Raw genomic sequence first — 21595 nt, forward strand, 5'->3', positions numbered from 1 at the left:
CCTCCTGATTTGTTTCTGTTCCACAGTTTCTACAAAAAGTTCCATCCATTCCTGTTTCTATGCCTGTGAGCATAACATCTGACGTCTTATGTTATTGTGAGTTCATCATAAGGTTTCCACTGTTTTTTTTCAATACATCTGATGTATTTATTTTTCTTTCTCTTTTTTGTACAAAAAAAGATGGCATTTTCTAAATAAAAAAGCCATCTTTTTGTATATTTTATCTATATCATTTCAAAATGCGTCTGTTGAACTCCAAATACATCTGACGTCTTATTTATCCTGCTCCCGTTCCTCCAAAAGCTTTACAATGGTCTGACGATTATATGTCAGATGCATCATCATGGCACATCTTGCGCCTACAGAATCCCGTTTCAGAATTGCATCTGTCACTGCCCGATGGGTTTTCAGCGTCTCTTCAATAAGCAAGCGGTGGGTCAGGCTGGCAAAGGTATAGTCCGCCGTATTAATCACCGGAATCAGCGTTTCCGCCACCTGGTTTTTACTGCAGTGGGCAATCCAGGTATGAAATTCAATATCCTTGCCAATATGGTTATGGCCGCCCCGGTAAAGCTGCTCTGTGGCGTCGCATAGCTTTTTTAATTGTTTCAAATCCTCTTCGGAAGCATTCCTGCAAGCCAGGGCGGCCAGCTCTGGCTCTATCATCAGGCGCATTTCAAATAAATCCAGCGCCATCTTATACTTGTCCTCTATCTTGCTTAACCCCAGAGGATCTTCTTCATAAGTGTTGGTATTAATCACATAAGTGCCGGAACCCCTGCGCACCTCCAGGATACCTCTGGACACCAGCCCCTTCACCGCTTCCCGAATGGTGCTGCGTCCAACGCCGAATTGTCTGGCAAGTTCAAATTCGTTGGGAATTTTCTGGCCTGGCTCTATAGATTCCTGCAGAATATATTTCATCAGTTTATCTTCCGTTTGGGCGCCCAAAGGCTTTTTGCTTATCTTATCAAAGGCGTACATTTTGGCTTTTCCTTTTATTCTTTCATAGTGGAAGGCGAATTATGCCTCTCATTTTATTATATCTCTCAGCATAGATGAATGTCAAAGCCTATATCGCCTTTCCTTCTCTCCATTTTTCTAACCCTTGACAGCCCCGCCTGTTAATCCTTCTACAATCTGTGAAGAAAACAGGAAATATACTACAATAATGGGAACCAGCGTAATCATTACTGCCGCCATAGACTCGCTCATATACCTCATAAACTGTCCGATACACCGGTAAATTGCCAATGTCAGCGTCGTCACATTTTTATTGCCCAGAATTACCATCGGCATATAGAAATCATTCCACTGTCCAATGGATGTAATCAATGCCATCGTAAACATTACCGGCTTGCAAATCGGAAGTATAATCTTAAAAAACACCCGCAAGTCACTGCAGCCGTCCAGCCTGGCCGATTCCTCCAAGGCCACAGGTATTGTGCGGAAGAATTTCTGGAAAATCAGGCATGACATGGATATGCCTGAAATATATACCAGAATCAGGCCTGCCAGATGGTTTAAAAGCCCCATATTCCTTTGCTTTAACAGAATAATCCTGAAGCTCTGCACTATATTCCGGATCATAGGCTGCCAGAATCGGTTCATAGGCAAACAGCATGCACCAGGAATCATAAGCCTGAGATAAAGGAGTGATTCCTTTCCCTTTTATCTCTGCCAGCAATGCTTCAAACTCACTGAAGGTACCAGGAATTTTCCAGCCATTTTCTTCAAACATGGCCTTATTATAGTAGCAGGTACGGGTATCCATGGTCATCCACGGTACGGCATAAACACCTCCGTCCACCTCTACCAACTCCATAGCGCTGTCAGGAATAAAACTAAAATCCACATCATCTTTCAAATCTGCCAGGGCTTGATTTTCAACCAGATCTGGAAGGGTTGATGTGGCTGTTCCATTTGTCCAAAACAAATCCGGGCCTTCTCCTGACTGAATTGCTGTTTTCAGCAATTTATCGTAATCCCCGTCTGCTTTAATTTCATAATCCACTTCAATTTCCGGGTATTTTTCGTTAAAAGCTTCAATGACTCCCACAACACTGTCCTCAAAACTATAATCGTGATACCAGACGGTCAAAGCTCCGGACGTTCCATCTCTGCCCTCATTTGCACCGGCATTTGAATTGGAATTGGAATCCGCTCCGTTCCCGCAGGCTGCCAGTGATAACGCCATACAACCTGCAAGCGCTGCTGCCGCTAACTTTTTCATTTTCTTTTTCACTCCTTTTTCCTCCTATTTCCTTCTTAATCTTTGTAACCTTTTCATAAATTATTATAAAAAAAGCCCTTTTCCCCAGCAAGGAAAGAGCTTCTTAAAATGATTCAAATTCTTAACAGCAGTATAACAGGCGGGTTCAAATTCTTCTTACAATTTCACATTCTTATTCCATTTCATCAATGCCGTAGCGTTTGCGGTACTCACCAACTGTTTTTCCCGTCCGCTTTTTGAACACGCGGATCAGATAGTTTGCATTGGAAAATCCCGTCAGCTCCGCCACCTGTTCCAGGGAATAGTTCTTGTTTTTTAACAGGGAGCATGCCCGTTCAATTCTTTTATCATTCAGATACTGCACCAGGCTCTGGCCGGTCCGTTCTTTAAATTTCTTCGAAAAAGACGGAACGCTCATGCAGCTTATCTCTGTCAAATCTGCCAGGGTAATCCGGTTTGGAAGATTCTTTTCAATATAGCGAAAGGTCTCCGCCAGATCATCCTTCTCCCATTCTTCGATCAATTCTGCGCGGAAGCAGCCCACCACCTTCAGAATGGAGGTCTTTAACATCTCTGCATTTTGCGCCGCTGTAATGGCAGACACCAGCGTAGTTGCCCCATTCCATTTCCTGGAAAAATCCTCCCGGAAACTGTAGCCGGCCAAAACCTGATGAATGAACATATTCAGGCTTTGCATCAACTGTTCCTTTAAGACATCTGCTTTTACTCTTTCAAATCTGCCCTTTGCCAGGGCCAGGGACAATTGCGTTTCAAACTTCGCCAGGCCGCCTTCCTCCAGCAACTCGTCCGGGCAAAAAGAAACAGGTTCCATTTCTTCTGATATTTCCGTATACCAAAAAACCCTGACGTCCTTTTCATAAAAATGCATGCTGACCGCATCCAGCGCCTCCTGGTATTTCGTTCTCATTTCCGCTAATTTCCCAAATTCGGAGCTGATGCCGAAGGTTAATTCCGTATTAATGTACTGCTGCATATTTTTTAAAATAACCGAAATATTCTCATCTATACGGCGCATTGTCTCCTCCTGGTTTTGCGCTGCATCCATCTGAAATACGATAAACATCTCTTTATTATACGGGGAAAACAACGTTCCCATCCCATGCCGATCCACAATTTCTTCCAACAGATGTGCCAGCATGGTGCTTTCCAGATGCATTTCCAATTCCTCTGTGCCAGATTCCCCCGTTCCCGCCCGCAATACTGCCAGCACATAACTTCCATTTTCCAGAAGTTCCCCCTCTTTTTTCAGGTCCGCAACGGCAGCAGTATGCTTCCGGTTCCGAGTCTGATTCTTCTGATATGCCTTTTTTATTTCCTGCATCAAACTTTCTTCTGTTACATTGTGCTTCAGCAGGTAACTGTCGGTTCCTTTGGAAATCGCTTCCTGGGCATAGGAAAACTTTTCGTGGCAGCTTAAAATAATAATTCCCTCTGCCAGATTTTTTTCCCGTATTACTTCAATAAACTCTAGGCCGTTCATGTCCAGCATTTCAATATCGGTAATCACAATATCCACAAAGACGTCTTCCAGAAATTTCAGCGCTTCTTCCGCGCTTCCAAAGGTTCCACATACCGTTACTTCCTCTTTTCCATCAATCAGAGACTGTATCCCGATTCTTGACAGTATCTTATCATCCACAATAATTGTTCGGATCATCTGCTTCTTTTTTCCTCCTGACCGGCAGCAAATACGTCACTGTAGTTCCCTGGCCCGGTATGCTTTCAATTTCCAGGCCGTACTGTCCGCCATACTCCAAACGGAGAATCTCTTCTACATTATGAAGCCCGATATTGGTATGTTCTCTGTTTTCATCTGGACAGCTTCTCCATTTTTCTACATCAACCCCCGCGCCTTCATCCTTTACTGTAAGGTGCAGATCTTCATCCGTCCATACACGAATCCAGATTTGGGCATTTTTAATTTTTCCACGCTTCAGTCCGTGTACAATGGCATTTTCCACAATGGGCTGGAGGATCAGCTTCCGTATCATACAGTCTAGGGCCTCTTTCTCCGCTTCTATCACAAGGTCAAAATTCATAAACCTGGCCTTTTGGATGACTGCATAATTTTTCACCAGTTCCAATTCATCCTGCAAGGTATAATTATCCTCGTCTGTACGGGCAGCATTCATAAAAATGTGTATCAGCGATTTTGTTAGCCGCTGAATATTCTCCTGATGGTTCAATACCGCCATCCATTTAATGGTGTTCAGGGCGTTATAAATAAAATGCGGCGTCAGCTGGGCAGCCAGCGCATTCATTTTCTGCCGGTTCTTTTCATCCACTTCCTCTTTATAATCCTTCACCAATTTATCAATGCGAACCGTCATGCTGTTAAAATGCTCCGACAAATCTTTGAATTCCCCCGCCCCCATCGGCTTCATGTCAGCAATCTCAAGATTTCCCCGGGCATATTGATCCATGGACTGCTTCAGCGTCCGTAAGGGATAAAACACATACTTATTCATGCTACGTAGCATAAGGGCCAAAAACGCCACATAGATAACCGCAATAATCACAAATGGGAACTCCAATCGATACACATTCCACATCACATCTTCCATGGATATTACGCTGATGCAATACCAGTCTGTGGCCGGAAGCCTTCTGGAGACAATTACGCTTCTTTCTCCCTTCCATTCCGCCCGGAGATAATTCGCCCGCACATTGGGATTAATTGCTGACAAATCCATGCGCTGCCCAAATGCTTCTCCATTGGAGGAATAATAAAGGCTCCCGGTTTCTGAAATCAAGTATTTGGTCAGATATTCCGCCTCCAGCTGTTCAAAAGCATCCGACACCATAGCATCATCCACCACCATATAAAAATAACCTGTATTTTTCTCCTTTGCGCTGTTCAAAGAGCGCGCAAGAATATATTTCGGCCGTCCCGCCTGTGTCCGTATTTCTTCCGTGGGATACCAGCAGACCGCTCCTCCTGCCGCGGCGATTTCTTCTAGATAAGGCTCCATTACCTCAGGCAGCTCCCGGTAATAGCTGCCTGCGAAGATTTCCTGATGCTCTGTCACTACCCAGGCAGAATGGACGCCCGTATTGGAAAAGCAGATCGCAGACAGCTCCGCCTCCAAAAGCTTCTGCTCTTCCTTAGTCAGTCTTTTTTCTTTTAAAATCCATTCCACATAACCATTATAATACAACGACATGGATTCTTCCTCAAAAAGTTTCAATGCATCTGAAATCTGCCTGCCCACAACCGACAAAGAATCCTGCGTTGCCTTTCCAATCTGGTTTACGGTATAGTTCCTAAAAAACACGAAGGTAATACACGCCAAAACCAGAAACGGCACAATTACCAGGCTTGCAAACAGCATTACAATCCTGGCAGTTATGCCGAAATAGGAATGATGAGTTTTTAACTTTTCTGCCATACTCTGCCTTCCTTATTCCTTCCAATCATTTCCTTCGTCAGAAAAAGAAGTAATAACCTCCAAACCTTTTGGCGCATGATAGTTCACATGAATCCCTTCAAAATCTCTGCTCCACGCAACGGACACCATTCCCCTGGGTGTAATCACCCTTCCGCTGGCGGACTCCAGATATCCAGGCTCCGGCTGAATCTCCACGGCCTGATATCCGGGACGAGCCGGACGGACGCCGAGTATCACTGCCGGCAGCTCATATAAAATCAGCGCACCCCAGGCATGGCATTCGCTTCGCTCCTGAACATCATCCTCAACGCAGGTTGAGGCATGCTTCTCTATCATTCTCTGCCAAACATCCCAACAATCCCTGGTATCTTCATATAACCCTACTTTCTGTAAGGCACGGAACAGATAAAATGACATAGCTACATCCCATGTATTCCGCTATTTTCGCAGCGCATTGAAGTCCCATCACATAGAGCAGGCTTTCCATGGTAATGGGACCCTGTAAGGTTGCGGGAGGAATTCCGCTGGTTTCTTTCCATGCCGGCGCCCAGTCCACAAAAGACCAAAATCTTGCTTTTCCATTGATTCCGCCTATTTTTCCCACATAGCCTTCTTCTGTTAAATTCCGGTGGAAAAAATTTAAAATCCTTTCCACCGTCGGCATATGGTCAAACAGCAGCTCCCGGTCGCCAAAATACATCATATGATCATACAGCATCAAAATATAATAAATGGAAAATCCCGGAATGATATTGGGCTCATAACATGGATGCGCAGAATTTAAGAGTCCGTCATATCTCTGGGACCTCTGCAAATCATCCATGCATTTTCTGGCAAGCCTGTCATCTGCGGCGATTGTATACGTAAAAAGAATCTGTGTCCTGGCATCCATACTGTACTGAAGCTGCTCATAAAAGGGACAGTCTTCGTATGTTTCATGCATGCAGCGCCTGAGGGTGCGTTCACTGATTTCCCAAATGCCGTCAAACCTGGGGTCTGATGCACAAGCCTGGGTTTTTACCTCCAGCGGATAACCTGTTTCTGTATAGTCAAAACGACTCAGTGTCAGCGGCTGCTCCTTGGTTTTGATGCTAAGGCGGAGAAACCGGAAGGTCCGAAACCAGAAGGGTTCATAAATTTCAGGAAATCCTTCCCGGCCATAGCCGGCACACCGGTACCTGTCTGTAAATCCATTTAAATATCCCGTTTTATAATCTTTCCGCTCCCCTTTATACGGCACTTTTAAATCTCCCTGTTCGCCGCCCAGCACATACGCTTCCGATTCCAGAATCACAATGTCCGCATCTGCGCCTTTCTCCATGGCAAGGTGCAGATAACCGGTCTGTTCGGCGTCTGCGCTGATTTCCACTGCCACATTGGAATGGGCCGGAATCGTAATGTTTTTTTCTCCTGCAATAAAATCTTCCCACTCTTTTTGTGAAACTACAGCATCCAGAGTCTGCACAATGCCCTCAAACTGCTTTTTCCTTATCCGCTGCTTCCCAGACATCCAGCCAAATCCAATTTATTTTTTCCATTTTCGCCTCCTGATTTCAACCCTGTCATCCCCTGTATCCTTCTATCATGCAGGTTGCCAGGGATTTTCCCAAAAGAAGGATTTCTCCCGCCATTCCCTGAATCCTGAAATTCACCGGAAGGGGCTGCTGGCTTTTATTTAGAAGAATCACTACAATTTTATCTTCCGGCGTACGGTATGCCACAGCATCCACTTGCTCTGTATATTTAGTGCTGGCAATCCGTACAGACCCAGGCACAATATGATGAGTAAAATGATAATACTGCTTCTGGGTTTTCTGGGGCTTTAGTTCACCTGTTTTTGTATCATACAAAAAGGGCGCATGGCAATAATTCCCTACATAGTTGGGTCCTCCCTTTTCATCCAGCAAAAGGTTCCAGTCATAAAAGGCGCACATGCCATGCTGCAAATCCCCAATCATTTCATGGCAAAGCTTACTGGTAATATTCTCAATATTTTTTTCATCGAACACACGGTATTCCAAGCAGCTTTCCGACATAATCAGTTTCATATAAGGATAAAGCTTCTTCACCAATTCCAGCGATTCAAAATGATCTCCGCTGTACCAGTGGAACGCCGCCCCTGTCACCATATGTTCTGTACTGTCATCTATGGTATCCCTGACCCGTTCATACAGCCGCTCTTTATTATGATCCCAGATAAAAACCTCAATATCCTCAAATCCATGGGCAGCCATGGCCGGATACATAAAATCCTTTAAAAATAGTTTCTCATCTTCTGCAGAAAATAAACAGGAATCCCATGTCTGTACCGCTTTCGGCTCATTTTGAAGGGAAATTCTCTGCACATGGTAGCCTCTGTCGGCAAACTCCTTTATGTATCTGCAGATATACTTTGCCCACATCTTTCTGTATTCCGGTTTCAGTTTTCCACCCTGCTGGCGGCAGCCGTTGGTTTTCATAAACTTTGGCGGAGACCAGGGGGTAAGCATAAGCTTCAGCTCATCACCGGCAATTTTTCTAATATCCTCCAGCATAGGCATGATATACCGCTGGGTCCTTTCGAAGGTAAAGCTCTGTAACTCTGCATCCTCTGGATTTGACATGGCTTCATAAGGCTCCAGGCAGAAATCACAGCTGTCCATAGGAATGCGTACCAGCCGGTAATTCATGTTGTCACTGGAAAAATAAGTTTCAATCACCTGCTTTTTCTGCTCTTCGTTCATCAGGGAATATACATACCCTGCCGCTTCTGTCACTGCGCCGCCAAAGCCTTCAAAGATTTCGTATGTCAGCTCTGGATACAGATTGATGACCTGATTCTCTACTTCATTTACATCCTCATGCAATTGCACGGTCTGGCAAAATTTATTATCATAGCCTGCGCCTTCCATATCTGTATAATAATGCAATACCATAATTTTTCTCTCCTTATCCTTTTCATTTTCTGACCGCTCTTCCATGCCTTCATTATAGTAAACGGCTGCGCTTCTTTATATAATAATTTTTGGCATTATATTATTTATTTTGGTAAATTTTTATGGTATACTGCCACTATCAACCATCCGAAAGCGAAGCCGTAACATTATGAAGAAAAAAATGCATCCAGTCATACCAGACGATATCCTGAAACAATTTTCCAATCTTCTCTTTACCAATCAGGAACTGGGAATTATTCACAATCCATATGACCAGGAACTCCGTGAGATGAGAAGCATTGAACAAGGAGATTTGGATGGGTTAAAGCAAAGCCTTGCAGAGAATTATTCTGGGAAAATCGGCAGACTTGCCAAAAACGATCTCCGCAACGCCCAGAATCTTGCCATTGTTAATACCACCCTATCCTGCAGGGCGGCCATCCGGGGCGGCGTTATGCCGGAGATTGCCTTTTCACTGAGCGACGCGCTGATCCAAAAAATAGAAGAATGTGAGGACAGCAGCAGGGTCAACCAGCTGATGACAGCTTTAAAGTACCAGTACGCATACATGGTTTCTGAAATTAGAGATTCCCGGAAAGGCAAGGCTTTCCGGAAAGGAAATTATCACGTTGAACGATGCAAGGATTATATTTTTGCACATCTGCATGGAAAACTGACCTTAAGCCAGATTGCAGAGGCCCTGTCTTTAAACGCCAGTTATCTCTCTGATTTATTCCGCCGCTGTGAAGGAATCTCTTTGACAGCCTTTATCCGGGAGCAAAAAATTAATCTGGCCAAAAATCTTCTGATTTATTCCGACTATTCCTACAGCGAAATTGCGGCCTATCTTGGATATGCATCCCAAAGCCATCTTGGAATGCAATTCAAAAATATTGTGGGCCTGACACTTCGCCAGTATAAAGAATTGTATGGGGTAAAATATTACATGCATGATAAGAAAGAAAAATAAAGCTGCAAACACGCAATTCAAACAGGAAGGAGCATTGACATTTATGTAAGACCGGAATAACACTTGTGATATACATTTCAGTCATACAGTCGTCATACAGTTTGCGCACAGCAGGATTGGATCTTTTCCTAATAAGACAAGATACCATCAATCCGGCTGCTGCCCGTCATGAGCTTTCCACTGGCATTCTGTCATCTGCAGATTGGAAAATACTGCCTTAAAAGAGGAATCCTCAGGAGAACATGCGTAAATGCCAAACCGTATCTTCCCGCCGCCCCAGTACATATGGCAGATCCGCATCTGGCTGAATGTAATTCCATCGGATGAACATTCGATGCAGTAATCATCCTCCCGCCTGCTGAAGCGATACCACATAGCTTTCACGGATGCATCTATTTCCGTGGTTGCCCAGTCAGAATATCCGTGATTGGTTACTACGCTTCCCAAATGCTGGTAGGTTTCATTCTCGTACTCAACAGAAGCCTTCAGCCAGTTCTCACTGTCCAGGTACATTACAATGCCGCACTGGTCGAATCTGTGATTGCTTTCCTGAAATTCCGTCTTCACAACAAAGCTGAAATATTTTTCATTTGTTTCCATCTGAAAAACTGGCGCATTGTCATTCTGAAAATGATAATATGTCCTCTGCCATAAATCGGTATGAGGCTTTGTGACAATCTCAACGGCATCCTGATTAATTGCATACTGTTTCGGTTCCCTGGTCCATACAAATTTTTTTAAATCCATGTTCTGCTGCCTCCTTATATTATTCTTCATCCTATCCTGTTTCAACAATTTTAAACATTCAGCATATCGGCAATTTCCGAGAAGTTGATAAACAAATCATCATAGATATTAACCTTGATTGTGGAATCAAAGGAATACTGGATGTTCAGCATGTTTCCGTCAAAATAATTCACCGTTACTGTCTTGCGGCGAGGATCCACAATCCAATACTCACGGACGCCGGCGTTTTTGTAGTAGTAGAGTTTGCGGATATAGTCATCTGCCGGATTGCTGGGGGAAATAATCTCAATAATGAAATCAGGGGCGCCGTTGCACCGCTTTCCATCCAGCTTATCTTTGTCACATACAATCATCAGATCCGGCTGAACAATGGTGAGGGGAGTATCCTGCAGTTTTACATCGAATGGAGCATGAAATACCCGGCATGGTCCATGTTTGCTTTTGAGATAAGTGTTGAGCATCGTCGAAAGTTCCATAGAAATGGTCTGATGATCCTGCGATGGACTGGCCATGTAATAAATTTGTCCGTCAAATACTTCGGCTCTGGCATCCTCCGGAAGAGCCTCATATTGCTCCAAAGTGATCATTTGAGGTTTCGACTGTAATACTGGCATGGATAACACTTCCTTTCCGGTGATTGTATGCAGCTCTGCTGATTCCGCGAAATTGGCAGCAGACGTTTGTGAAATATTGGGTTCATATATTTAGTATGCACGAAAATGTTCTAAGCGTCAATGAAAAATATTATAGCACAGCTTTGGCGCTTGAATTTACGGTTATTCTCTCAGAACAGGGGCTGTCGGAAAAGACAGCCCCTGAACATGATAAACTACATAAGTTTGCGGAATAACTCCTTCAAATCCTCCACGCTTGTATCCTTAGGATTTCCAGGCCGGCAGGCATCTGCATAAGCAGATTCGGCAAGGAAGTCCAGATCCTCTTCCTTCAATGCTTCAAGCTTTGCAGGAATTCCAACATCAGAAGATAATTTCTTTACCGCTTTAACTGCAGCCTGACGGTATTCTTCCTGACTCATCTTATCTACATCGGCTACATTCATCGCCCTGGCAATCTCCCGGTATTTCTCTCCGCTGCACTCTGCATTATACTCCATAACAATCGGCAGCATCATTGCGCATGCCACCCCATGGGGCGTATCATATACCGCGCCCAAAGTATGGGCCATAGAATGGGCAACTCCAAGCCCTACATTAGAAAATGCCATACCTGTCACATACTGTCCAAGAGCCATGCCCTCCCTGCCTTCCGGTTTATTTTCCACTGCATCCCGCAGGCTTTTTGCAATCAGGCGGATAGCTTCTAAGTTCAGGCAGTCAGCCAGATCCCAGGCTGCCTTTGTAGTATAACCCTCAATGGCATGGGTCAATGCGTCCATACCTGTAGCTGCTGTTAATCCTTTTGGCATGGTAGACATCATATCCGGATCTACAATTGCAATATTCGGGATATCATTGACGTCTACGCAGACGAATTTACGCTTTTTCTCTACATCTGTGATAACATAGTTGATTGTGGCCTCTGCGGCAGTCCCGGCAGTTGTCGGCACAGCAATTGTAAATACTGTAGGATTCTTCGTAGGCGCTACGCCCTCTAACGAGCGGACATCCTCAAATTCCGGATTATTGATAATGATTCCAATTGCTTTTCCGGTGTCCATAGAGGAACCGCCGCCAACCGTAATCATATAATCAGCTTCAGACGCCTTATATGCCGCAACGCCCGCTTTTACGTTCTCAATCGTTGGATTTGGCTTGATATCAGAGTATATCTCATAAGACATACCTTCAGCATCCAGCAGATCCGTGATTTTCTTCGTAACATTGAATTTCACCAAATCAGGGTCAGATGCAATAAATGCTTTCTGAAAACCCTTGCTCTTAATAATTCCCGGAATTTCCTTGATTGCACCTTTTCCATGATAGGAAATCCTATTCAACACAAAACGATTTACCATGTCCTTGTTCCTCCTTAACTGTGAAATGTTTTATAGCATATCTGCGGATTGCTCCGCATGGATATCCATTCTTGCTGCATTCTGCTACTTTTCGCATCATTTTTCATACAGAAATTTCTCCGGCAGTTCCACCTTAAAATCCACTGCCAGATCCCGAAAATTCTGCGGGGTAATGGTCTGCAGCTTATCCGGCCGCATAGACAGCATCTTCACAAGTATCTCTGCTGACTTTTCTACCGTGTGCATCAGCCCGAAGGTCAGATCGAAGTCCTCACCAGAGCAGAACATCCCGTGGTGCGCCCAAATCGCCACATCATACCGCTTCATCAGCTCGCTGGTTGCCACAGCGATATCCCGGCCCCCTGGAACCATCCAGCCTACCACGCCGATTCCTGACGGAAATACCACCGGACACTCGGTAGCCATCTCCCACAGCTCTCTTGTAAATACCTCGTCACTCAGAGGCAGCACAAAAGTAAGGGCAATCACATTGGTGGTATGTGCGTGATAGATCACCCGATGGGCTCCATTTGACGCCGCTTTTTTCACCTCATGATTCATCAAATGGCTTGGAAGCTCGCTGGTGGGCCTTCCTCCATTTACCAGCCCCCAGCGGATGCGGTAATTCTCTCCTTTCTCATCCAGTTCAATGATGCATATGCTGGCCGCCGGGTCCAAAATAACATTGCGGAAATATTTTCCGCTGCCGGTCACCATGAAATATTCTCCTGCAAGTTCTGGCACGCTGGTTCCGATTTCTTTCCACTCACCATCCATGCTGAAATATTCCCTGACCTCTTCCACTTCCTCTGCTTTCATACGGTAAGACAGGTTGCCGCCATTTCTTTCGTGCCATCCCTGCTCCCATCCATCGTTACACATACGGATAAATCCCTGTACAAATTTTACATCAGCAATACTCATTCTTCTTCTCCTTTTTCTTATAAAACACTTCCGTCTGTGGGGCTGCATCGCCGGACCTTGCTGGCCAGTGCAGCCGTACATCCAGAAAACATTTACCTTGTAACAATATCCACCGGCACATGAAAAATCTTTGCAACCTTTAAGATTGTGTCAATATGCCTGCCGCATGCTGCAGCCATATGGTGTGTGGGCCCTGCTTCGCTCCATCTGTTGCAGAATTCCCTTGCTCCGCAGGTAAAGCGCGTCCGCATATTGGTATCTCCGAAATTGAAGATTGGTCCAGGCTCATTGACTCCCTCAGCCACAACAAACCTGAAATTGCCGTCCCGATCCTGGGTAATGCCCAGGTAGGTAACCGGGCCCAAGTGCGGATAGAACTGGGTCAGATAACCGCCGCCGGTCTTTCCATGAAACACAGGCACGATCTTCATGGTGGGCTTCTTTGCTGAAATATCAGCATCGCCGGAGCCGCTGTGGCCGATGATGCAGACATCCTCCTCAAAATCAATGGAATACATCTCCGACAACTGGCCCATTCCAGAAATCGTCTTGAGAATACTCATAGCCATAGCAACCTTAATATCACCTTCCACCGCACAGGCAACCCCCTGCTTAATCAGCATGGAAAATGCAGGAATCAGCATGCTGTCAAGGACACCCGCCTTCCCCTGGGCAAAGCCGTCATAATGAGAAGCAATGAACGCAATCTGCTCCGTCTTAACCCACTGTTCAAAAGCCACTACATATTTTGCCATTTCCCAGACTTTTTCAATTGTGCCGCCGCCCTCGATGTCAAAGGTATCGAGAATGTCCTGGGCCTTTGCACGGACAATTTCTTCATCCGTTATATCATCAGCGATCGCCCACATTTTCTCCCAGTCAAACTGTTTGACGTAAAGAAACATCCTGTGATAGAGATTGGTTTCGTCAATATACAGATCCATCATACCGGGATAGGGACGTCCGATCTGTGCCAGATTCGTATCCCGGAACCGACGGCGCACCTGAGCGGCCCGGCACCAATCCTCAATCTCAGCCTGTACTGCCGGATCGCCACCTTCCACAACGCCTGTGATAACGGCATGGCTCTTACCGGCGCGTTCCAAATCCGCTACCATCTCGCCCACAGCGCCGCAGGCATACAGCTGGCCAAGCCATGTGGCAGTATCAGTATTTTCATAATCAGGCGCCTTTTTCTTCTGGACATTCACCAATACCACCGGCACATCCAGATCCCGGACTGCCGGAAGCATATTATAAGAAGTTGCGTAAGTAAGAAGCTGCAAAATCACAAGGTCAACGTCTGCCGCGCGGAACTTGTCACCGGCCGCCTGAGCCAGCTCTTTTGTGGTAACAATGCCTCCGTCCACGAGTTCCACTGTCTCTGGAAGCGTCTTTTTAAAAGCTTCATACTGTGATTCAAATTCCGGCACCAGTGATGGAAACTGGGGCAGATATGCGCCCAGAGCAATGGAAAAGACTCCAATTCTTGCCTTTGTCTCTACTAACATGATAAATCCTCCTTTTTCCATGATATAATTTCTATTGTCCTAAAACTCTGATCCTATCTTTTGACATCATCCAAACTTTTTGATTTCAAAGGACTTCTTCACACACGCTCTCGCTTCTTTTAAATCCCTGAATTTCTTATCGTAAAGCATCTGTACCAGCAGATTCCCAATGGCGGTAGCCTCCCCGGGGCCTGCACAGACGGTGCGCCCTGTATATTTTGCTGTAACCTGGTTCAGATACTCTGCGTTGGAGCCGCCGCCCACCACATAGATACAGTCATATTGCCTGCCCGTCATCTCTTCAATCTGCCCGATGGTATCTCCATAGCATTTGCCAAGGCTGTTATAAATGACCGCCGAAGTCTCCCATTCATCCTGCGGCGCCTGCTGCCCGGTCTTTTCACAATAAGCCCTCACAGCGTCTGTCATGCTCTCAGGCGCAAGAAACATGTCATCGTTACAGTCCACAATCGATGGAATCTTCTGTTTCTTTGCCTGCTCACAGATATATCCATAGGAGTACTCTTCTGCCAGTTCCTTTCGGACAGACTGGATCATCCAAAGCCCCATAATATTTTTCAGATACCGGAACCGGTACTCATAGCCGCCTTCATTTGTAAGGTTCCGGAGCCTGCTTTCCTCTGAGCAATCCGCCTCCAAACGCTCTGTTCCCATCAGAGACCATGTACCGGAGCTGATATACAGCGCATTGTCCTCTGTCGTCGGTATGGCAACTACGGCAGAGCCTGTATCATGGGTAGCAGGCAGAATTACCTGGCAGTCAAACCCTACTTCATCCTGAATCTCTTTGCTGAAATTTCCCACCAAAGCGCCCGGACGGCTGATGGTTCCGAATATTTCCCTGGGATATCCCAGCATATCAATCAATTCATAATCCCAATCCTTGGAAACAGGGCTTACCAGCTGTGTGGTGGTGGCATTGGTGTACTCAGTTCGCTTCTCCCCTGTCAAAAGAAAATTGAAATAATCCGGAATCAGCAGCATATTCTTTGCTTTCTCAAAAAGCTCCGGCTCCTTCTGCTTTACCGCCATTAACTGATAAATCGTATTAAATATCTGCTTCTGTATGCCGGTGCGTGCGTATAGATCCTTTAAGGAAATCTCCTCATACACTTTTGCATCCATCCCATTGGTTCTATCATCCCGGTATCCATAGGTTTTCCCAAGAATCCGGTCATTTTGATCCAGCAGCACGTAATCCACCGCCCAGGTATCAATCCCCAGAAAGGACGGTATCTTTCCCAGCTCCTTACATCGCTTCAGCCCTTCTTTGATTTCATAGAACAGCGCTTTTACATCCCAGCAAAGGCTCCCATCCACACGCTTCATGCCATTTGGAAAGCGGTAAATTTCCTCCAGCTTTAGCTTTCCATTCTCAAGGCTTCCCAGCATATGGCGGCCGCTGGATGCGCCGATATCTATAGCCAGATAATATGTACTCATCTTTTTTCTCTCCTTTTCATTTATCTTCCGGCTTCTCTGTTGCTAAGCTCATTTTAATCTGTTTCCATGTCAAAATAAAGGTCTTGATATTCTAAAAAAAGGGACTTTATTTGCACAGCATCATTACAATGGCAAATCATTCCTTTGCCTTGCAGATGAAAATTTATTCTGCGTAAAATCCATCGACATTTTACCTCTGGAGTAATATAATAGAAAAAGAGAAACCGAACGCATTTTCCAATACAGGAGAGGAATCCCTATGAACCATGCATTATTGGACAAACTACGGGAAATAACGCCCGAAGAACAGGCAATTCTCGACGGATGCTTTGACATCCAGAAAGATTTGTATACAGACAAAAAAGACTTTATCATAGACAGCCAGTTTCTGTTATCCAAAGGAAAACTGATTGACATCCGGCCCCACACCAGATTTGCACATTTTCCCAGGCACCGCCATAACTATGTGGAAATGGTCTATATGTGCAGCGGAAGCACCACCCACATCATTAATGATATGGACAAAATTGTACTGAACGAAGGGGATCTGTTATTTCTGAACCAAAATGTGACACAGGAGATAGAAGCTGCCGGAGAAACCGACATCGCAGTTAATTTTATCATTCTACCAGAATTTTTTGACCGTGCATTTAACATGATCGAGCAGGAGAATGTATTGCGGGATTTCCTGATTTCCACATTATCCCAGGACGCCTCTCTGACCAATTACCTGCATTTTAAGGCAAAAGACATTCTCCCCGTGCAGAATCTTCTGGAAAACATGATATGGACATTGATTGAGCAGAAAACCGGCACCAATACCATCAATCAGATCTCCATGGGGCTTTTGTTCATGAACCTGTCTGCATTTGCGGAAAATATCAACCAGAATTATCCGAACCAGTATGAGCAGACCCTGGTTTTTTCTGTATTGAAATATATTGAAACCCACTACAAAAATGGAACCCTTGCAAATATCGCAGATGAATTGAACCAGGAGACCTACTATATCAGCCGTCTTCTGAAAAAACATACCGGCGCTAACTTTAAAGAGCTCCTGCAGCAGAGAAAGCTCCAGCAGGCTGTTTACCTGCTGAAGCAGACTCCTCTTACGGTTGATTCTGTCATGGAAGCAATCGGGTATGATAACAGCAGTTATTTTTACCGGAAATTCAGGGAAAAATATCACTGCTCGCCGAAAGAATACCGCCGGAAGTGACCTTTGGCTTTCGGCTGACAGGCTTTTAAATTTCTTTATTTTATCGAAGTTCATATTTCACAACGTCTATATTCACGACGCCATCTGCAAAAAAAGAAATTCCGTCCGCTTCCTGCTCCGTATACATAGTCGCTGTCAGCACCTGCTCTCCATCATTTACAAAAACTTCCACACTAAAGCGGTCTAATATCATTCTCAATCTAAGTTCGCCATTCACAGTATTTACCAGACTGCGCCGCTGATGGATGATCGCTCTTCTGGAACCAGAAAACTTCCGATCCACTTTCAGAATAGATTCCTTCGGCCGGAAACTTAAAGCAGTATAATATCTGTCATTCTGGGCAAACCGGACAGCAAACTTATGATACAGTTCCTGCGTGTCACCGGCTCTAAGCACAAGCTCCATATCGACTCTTCTCCCTTTGATTCCATCAAGCTTAACTATTCCTGAAACTTCCACATCCGTATATTCCACTTTATTGCAGCGCATCTTATCTAATTCCCGAACCGGCTTTTGACAGAGCCTGCCATTCCTGATAAACAACTCCCTTGGCAGGCTCATCTGGCCAAGCCATGGCGCTTCCGGAGAACGGATGCTGCAGGAATCCCAGTTCTGCATCCACCCAATCATAACCCTGCGGCCGTCCGGCGTGAGCACTGTCTGAGGCGCATAAAAATCAATGCCATAGTCAATCGACTGATTATGTATCTCCTGAAAAACTCCTGTTTCTTCATCAAAATCACCCATTAAACAGAGTGTTCCATTTCCATTATGATATTCAAATCCTTCTGGAAGCATATCCTGAGGACTGGTAACCAGCACCCATGTTCCATCCAATTCAAAGAAATCTGGACATTCCCACATTTTCCCAAACCGATTATTGTTAGATGCTAATACACTCTTAAATTTCCATTGAAAACCATCTGCGCTGGTATACATAAGAATCTGTCCGCTTCCGTCAGAAGGACGGTTTCCAACCACACATGCATATGTCCCATCCGCTTTTTTCCATATTTTGGGATCACGAAAATCAAACCTGCTTGCGCCTTGCGGCAGATCCTTTTCATCCAACACAGGATTCTGTCCGTATTTCTGGTAATCTGTCCCGTCACCTATGGCAATACATTGGGTCTGCACTTCCTGGTAAACATCATTTCCCTGACATTCCTTCACCACTCCTGTATACATCAGAAGCTGCTTTCCATCCGCAAGTTCTATGGCGCTTCCGGAAAAACATCCGTCTTTGTCATAAATCTCATCTGGAGCCATAGCAGCCGGACAATATTTCCAATGCAGCAGATCATCGCTCACTGCATGTCCCCAGTGCATCGGTCCCCATTTTGACTCATACGGATAATACTGGTAAAACATATGGTACTGTCCTTTATAATAAGAAAATCCATTTGGATCATTCATCCAGCCTGTACGTGGAGATAAATGGAAATCCGGACGTTCCTCTTCTTTTATTAATTTTTCAAAAGCCTCTTCGTATTTTCGCGCTTCACGTAGAGTCTGACTTGTCATAATTCATGTCTTCCTTTCATAATTTCATAATAAATAGATGCAGGCCGTATTTTTCACACTTCTAAAAATACGGCCCAGCATATCGCTAAATCATTTAATTTCCTGCCGTTTCTGCATTGTATTTATCCAGGTAGGTCTGGAACAGTTCCAGATATTCACTTAAACCATATGCCTCTAAATCTTTCAGATATTTCTCCCAGTCAGCATCGGTAAATCCATTCATAATCCAGTCAGCCTTCCTTGCATTAATGGTTTTCTTGATATCTGCCTGCAGGTTAGAAAGCTTCTCTGTATCGTCACGGCTCATGAAGATATTCGGATACACATATTCGGTATGCATATCCGGCGTATAATATTCCTCAATCCAGTCCAGGCGGTACTGCGCATCATCCGGGCAGGTCACATACACGCCATAATACTCATCCAGCACGGCAAGGGGCCCGCCTACCGCCTCCGCCTCTCTTACCTCTACCGGTGAAGCATCGCCCAAAGGCGCATGCTTTAACATATCTTCACCCTTGTCATTCTTACCCATTTCAAAGATATCAAAATCATCATCTTCCCCATAGGTTCCCCAGTTATTCTGAGGCGACTGCATCGGCGCATACATCTGGTCAAGCCATGCGCATACCAACGCCGGATTCTCAGCTACCGAAGTAACGACACAGCGCCCACGGTCAAACCCGCTGGTAAAAGAACCATTCGTAGGAGTCAGGTTCCTCGTATCCGCCGTCAGCACTGGAAGCGGGACCCAGTCCTTCAAATTGTCAACATTTCCCACATCCCAGCTAAAGCATACCCCGTAACGTCCAGACTTTCCTTTGGATACGTAAGTAGACCACTCCTGTGTAAATGCTTCTGGATCAATCAGTTTTTCCTCGTACAGCTTATTCAGCCACTGGATTCCGGCCTTGTACCCTTCCTGGGTAGCGCTGCAGATCACTTTCTGATCATCAGTCACCGCAATATGCCTGTCTTTATCTGCATCGCCATATCCTTCGCCAAAACCATTGATCAGAATTGCAGGATCCTGACCGCCATCATTTACGATACAGGACATCGGAATAATACTGCCATCAATTCCGAATTTTTCCTGAAGCTCGGATGCATGATCTCGGAACGCAATCAGAACTTCTTCAAATTCATCAATATTTTCCGGTATTTCCAGATTCAGAAAATCCAGCCACTTCTTATTGATAAAGCTCATATTATCAATGGTCTGAATTGCAGTCTTGCCAGAACCAAGCTGTTCAATCCAGGGCAGCGACCAGATATGTCCATTTACATCTGTACTCATAATCCGGTACTCCGGATATCTGTCAAAGACAGATTTTAGATTCGGCATATAGGCGTCAATATATTCCTCCAACGGAATAATCGCACCATATTCTCCATATCTTAGCAGATTACTGTCTGTAAATCCAGCAGTAAAAATAAAATCCGTCAGTTTATTTGGATCTGACATGTTCAGGGAAATCTTATCCGGCCACTGGTCTGCCTGGATTGCCGTCCAGTTAATCTCCACATTTGTCTGTTCCTGAAGCCGCTTAAAGATCGTTCTGTTATTTGGTTCAGATTCTGTGTTGGCAGGATAACTGATCATTCCCGTCAAAATCTTCCTTTCCTTCAGCGGAAACTGAAGTTCCGCCTCATCTACCGGACGGAAAGTGCCGTCATTGATTTCTTTCTTTCCACCGCAGCCTGCAAGGGAACCTGCCACACAGACCGCTAATGCCGCCGCTATGATTTGCTTTCCATATCTAAATTTCATAGTTTGCCTCCTTCTTACGTTCCTGCTTAACCTTTTACAGCGCCAGCCATGATACCGCTGTCAAAATATTTCTGGAAAAACGGATACATGATCAGAAGCGGTAAACTGGAAATAATGATGGTTGCATATTTGAGGAGCTCTGCCAACTGCGCACGCGCCGCCGTACTCTGCATATCTGAGATCATGCCAGATTCCGGCTGATTCTGAATCAGGATGGAGCGTAAAACCAGCTGCAGGGGCTGTTTTGCAGAATCATTCAGGTAGATCATTGCATCAAAATAACTATTCCACATACCTACAAACTGCCATAAAGTAAGCACTGCAATGACAGGCGTACATACCGGAATCAGGATCTTAAAGAAAAATGTCAGTTCGCTTGCACCGTCTACATCCGCCGCCTCTCGAAGCTCCTGGGGAACTCCTCTGTAATAGGTTCTTGCAATAGTCATATTCCAGACACTGAACGCCCCTGGAAGAATCACGGCCCACATGCTGTCAACAAGGCCTAAGTTACTTACTATCAAGTATGTAGGAATCAGTCCGCCGCCAAAGAACATGGTAATCATAAAAACAATATTGAAAAACCCTTTTCCTTTGAAATCCGCCCTGGACAAGGGATATGCTGCCAGAAGCGTAACTGCTACGGAAACAACGGTAAACAATACAGAATAGATAACCGCATTCTTAAACCCTATCCAAATCTGGGCGTTTGTCATAACACGTTCATAAGCTGTCGTTGTCCATTTGCTGAAATCAAATGTAATTCCTTTGTTCTGCAGTGTAATAGGATCCATGAAAGACGCCACGATAATATAAACCATCGGTATCACAATTGCAATTACAAATAACCCAAGCAGTATATATCCAATTGTCAGCAGCAGCTTATCCTGCTTTGAATATCTCGTAAACAGACTCTTTTTCTTCACTTTAC

General features: G+C 44.9%; 19 protein-coding genes. 2 read left to right on the forward strand and 17 right to left on the reverse strand.

The window, feature by feature from the left end:
• Positions 1 to 273: 273 nt before the first annotated feature.
• The 8 genes from E5329_RS16585 to E5329_RS16620 all read right to left on the reverse strand — a co-directional run bounded on the left by E5329_RS16585 (position 274) and on the right by E5329_RS16620 (position 8558).
• Positions 274 to 984: a FadR/GntR family transcriptional regulator gene (locus tag E5329_RS16585; protein WP_135990590.1), complete on the reverse strand. Its 711-nt coding sequence runs from the start codon at positions 982 to 984 to the stop codon at positions 274 to 276.
• A gap of 117 nt (positions 985 to 1101) precedes the next feature.
• Positions 1102 to 1479 (reverse strand): carbohydrate ABC transporter permease, encoded by a 378-nt coding sequence (locus tag E5329_RS29840; RefSeq protein ID WP_275443373.1) that lies wholly within the window; start codon positions 1477 to 1479, stop codon positions 1102 to 1104.
• The gene (locus tag E5329_RS16595; protein ID WP_135990592.1) at positions 1397 to 2245 is read right to left on the reverse strand and encodes an ABC transporter substrate-binding protein; all 849 of its coding nucleotides are present in this window, start codon (positions 2243 to 2245) and stop codon (positions 1397 to 1399) included. Before E5329_RS16595 ends, E5329_RS29840 begins: the two co-directional genes overlap by 83 nt.
• Positions 2246 to 2405: 160 nt before the next feature.
• Complete coding sequence (locus E5329_RS16600; RefSeq protein ID WP_135990593.1) at positions 2406 to 3911, reverse strand: response regulator; 1506 nt, start codon at positions 3909 to 3911, stop codon at positions 2406 to 2408.
• On the reverse strand, positions 3886 to 5643 hold the full coding sequence (locus tag E5329_RS16605) for a cache domain-containing sensor histidine kinase (RefSeq protein ID WP_135990594.1): 1758 nt from the start codon (positions 5641 to 5643) through the stop codon (positions 3886 to 3888). The genes E5329_RS16600 and E5329_RS16605 overlap by 26 nt, the downstream gene beginning before the upstream one ends.
• 12 nt (positions 5644 to 5655) lie before the next feature.
• Entirely contained in the window at positions 5656 to 6060 is a 405-nt protein-coding gene (locus tag E5329_RS16610; protein ID WP_135990595.1) for an alpha-L-rhamnosidase C-terminal domain-containing protein, read from the reverse strand.
• On the reverse strand, positions 6014 to 7153 hold the full coding sequence (locus E5329_RS16615) for an alpha-L-rhamnosidase-related protein (protein ID WP_135990596.1): 1140 nt from the start codon (positions 7151 to 7153) through the stop codon (positions 6014 to 6016). Before E5329_RS16615 ends, E5329_RS16610 begins: the two co-directional genes overlap by 47 nt.
• A gap of 52 nt (positions 7154 to 7205) precedes the next feature.
• On the reverse strand, positions 7206 to 8558 hold the full coding sequence (locus tag E5329_RS16620; protein WP_135990597.1) for a glycoside hydrolase family 30 protein: 1353 nt from the start codon (positions 8556 to 8558) through the stop codon (positions 7206 to 7208).
• A 169-nt stretch (positions 8559 to 8727) separates the two neighbouring features.
• On the opposite strand from E5329_RS16620, the gene E5329_RS16625 reads away from it, so the two are divergent.
• Entirely contained in the window at positions 8728 to 9528 is an 801-nt protein-coding gene (locus tag E5329_RS16625) for a helix-turn-helix domain-containing protein (protein ID WP_135990598.1), read from the forward strand.
• Positions 9529 to 9675: 147 nt separating this feature from the next.
• On the opposite strand, the gene E5329_RS16630 is transcribed toward E5329_RS16625, so the two are convergent.
• The 6 genes from E5329_RS16630 to rhaB form a co-directional block, all read right to left on the reverse strand.
• On the reverse strand, positions 9676 to 10275 hold the full coding sequence (locus E5329_RS16630; RefSeq protein ID WP_135990599.1) for a DUF1349 domain-containing protein: 600 nt from the start codon (positions 10273 to 10275) through the stop codon (positions 9676 to 9678).
• A 50-nt stretch (positions 10276 to 10325) separates the two neighbouring features.
• Positions 10326 to 10889, reverse strand: a complete 564-nt coding sequence (locus E5329_RS16635) for a Uma2 family endonuclease (protein ID WP_135990600.1) — start codon at positions 10887 to 10889, stop codon at positions 10326 to 10328.
• Between the two features lie 215 nt (positions 10890 to 11104).
• Positions 11105 to 12250: a lactaldehyde reductase gene (gene fucO / locus E5329_RS16640; RefSeq protein ID WP_135990601.1), complete on the reverse strand. Its 1146-nt coding sequence runs from the start codon at positions 12248 to 12250 to the stop codon at positions 11105 to 11107.
• Positions 12251 to 12346: 96 nt separating this feature from the next.
• Positions 12347 to 13174: a rhamnulose-1-phosphate aldolase gene (gene rhaD, locus E5329_RS16645; RefSeq protein WP_135990602.1), complete on the reverse strand. Its 828-nt coding sequence runs from the start codon at positions 13172 to 13174 to the stop codon at positions 12347 to 12349.
• A 92-nt stretch (positions 13175 to 13266) separates the two neighbouring features.
• Positions 13267 to 14685, reverse strand: coding sequence for an arabinose isomerase (locus E5329_RS16650; protein WP_135990603.1), 1419 nt, complete (start codon positions 14683 to 14685; stop codon positions 13267 to 13269).
• A gap of 66 nt (positions 14686 to 14751) precedes the next feature.
• Complete coding sequence (gene rhaB / locus E5329_RS16655) at positions 14752 to 16149, reverse strand: rhamnulokinase (RefSeq protein ID WP_135990604.1); 1398 nt, start codon at positions 16147 to 16149, stop codon at positions 14752 to 14754.
• A 259-nt stretch (positions 16150 to 16408) separates the two neighbouring features.
• Between rhaB and E5329_RS16660 the strand changes: the two genes are divergently transcribed.
• The gene (locus E5329_RS16660) at positions 16409 to 17368 is read left to right on the forward strand and encodes an AraC family transcriptional regulator (protein ID WP_135990605.1); all 960 of its coding nucleotides are present in this window, start codon (positions 16409 to 16411) and stop codon (positions 17366 to 17368) included.
• A gap of 40 nt (positions 17369 to 17408) precedes the next feature.
• Here E5329_RS16660 and E5329_RS16665 read toward each other — a convergent pair whose 3' ends face one another.
• The 3 genes from E5329_RS16665 to E5329_RS16675 form a co-directional block, all read right to left on the reverse strand.
• Positions 17409 to 18893, reverse strand: coding sequence for a glycoside hydrolase family 32 protein (locus E5329_RS16665; RefSeq protein WP_135990606.1), 1485 nt, complete (start codon positions 18891 to 18893; stop codon positions 17409 to 17411).
• A 94-nt stretch (positions 18894 to 18987) separates the two neighbouring features.
• Positions 18988 to 20664: an extracellular solute-binding protein gene (locus tag E5329_RS16670; RefSeq protein WP_135990607.1), complete on the reverse strand. Its 1677-nt coding sequence runs from the start codon at positions 20662 to 20664 to the stop codon at positions 18988 to 18990.
• A gap of 26 nt (positions 20665 to 20690) precedes the next feature.
• Entirely contained in the window at positions 20691 to 21590 is a 900-nt protein-coding gene (locus E5329_RS16675) for a carbohydrate ABC transporter permease (RefSeq protein ID WP_135990608.1), read from the reverse strand.
• Between the last annotated feature and the right edge of the window lie 5 nt (positions 21591 to 21595).

The organism is Petralouisia muris (assembly GCF_004793545.1).
Taxonomy (GTDB): Bacteria; Bacillota; Clostridia; order Lachnospirales; family Lachnospiraceae; genus Petralouisia; species Petralouisia muris.

Excerpts from the sequence above, each read along its gene's own strand:
- E5329_RS16585 (WP_135990590.1), bottom strand. The coding sequence starts at position 984 with ATGTACGCCTTTGATAAGATAAGCAAAAAGCCTTTGGGCGCCCAAACG.
- E5329_RS29840 (WP_275443373.1), bottom strand. The coding sequence starts at position 1,479 with ATGTCATGCCTGATTTTCCAGAAATTCTTCCGCACAATACCTGTGGCC.
- E5329_RS16600 (WP_135990593.1), bottom strand. The coding sequence starts at position 3,911 with ATGATCCGAACAATTATTGTGGATGATAAGATACTGTCAAGAATCGGG.
- E5329_RS16605 (WP_135990594.1), bottom strand. The coding sequence starts at position 5,643 with ATGGCAGAAAAGTTAAAAACTCATCATTCCTATTTCGGCATAACTGCC.
- E5329_RS16610 (WP_135990595.1), bottom strand. The coding sequence starts at position 6,060 with ATGTCATTTTATCTGTTCCGTGCCTTACAGAAAGTAGGGTTATATGAA.
- E5329_RS16615 (WP_135990596.1), bottom strand. The coding sequence starts at position 7,153 with ATGTCTGGGAAGCAGCGGATAAGGAAAAAGCAGTTTGAGGGCATTGTG.
- E5329_RS16620 (WP_135990597.1), bottom strand. The coding sequence starts at position 8,558 with ATGGTATTGCATTATTATACAGATATGGAAGGCGCAGGCTATGATAAT.
- E5329_RS16625 (WP_135990598.1), top strand. The coding sequence starts at position 8,728 with ATGAAGAAAAAAATGCATCCAGTCATACCAGACGATATCCTGAAACAA.
- E5329_RS16630 (WP_135990599.1), bottom strand. The coding sequence starts at position 10,275 with ATGGATTTAAAAAAATTTGTATGGACCAGGGAACCGAAACAGTATGCA.
- E5329_RS16635 (WP_135990600.1), bottom strand. The coding sequence starts at position 10,889 with ATGCCAGTATTACAGTCGAAACCTCAAATGATCACTTTGGAGCAATAT.
- fucO (WP_135990601.1), bottom strand. The coding sequence starts at position 12,250 with ATGGTAAATCGTTTTGTGTTGAATAGGATTTCCTATCATGGAAAAGGT.
- rhaD (WP_135990602.1), bottom strand. The coding sequence starts at position 13,174 with ATGAGTATTGCTGATGTAAAATTTGTACAGGGATTTATCCGTATGTGT.
- E5329_RS16650 (WP_135990603.1), bottom strand. The coding sequence starts at position 14,685 with ATGTTAGTAGAGACAAAGGCAAGAATTGGAGTCTTTTCCATTGCTCTG.
- rhaB (WP_135990604.1), bottom strand. The coding sequence starts at position 16,149 with ATGAGTACATATTATCTGGCTATAGATATCGGCGCATCCAGCGGCCGC.
- E5329_RS16660 (WP_135990605.1), top strand. The coding sequence starts at position 16,409 with ATGAACCATGCATTATTGGACAAACTACGGGAAATAACGCCCGAAGAA.
- E5329_RS16665 (WP_135990606.1), bottom strand. The coding sequence starts at position 18,893 with ATGACAAGTCAGACTCTACGTGAAGCGCGAAAATACGAAGAGGCTTTT.
- E5329_RS16670 (WP_135990607.1), bottom strand. The coding sequence starts at position 20,664 with ATGAAATTTAGATATGGAAAGCAAATCATAGCGGCGGCATTAGCGGTC.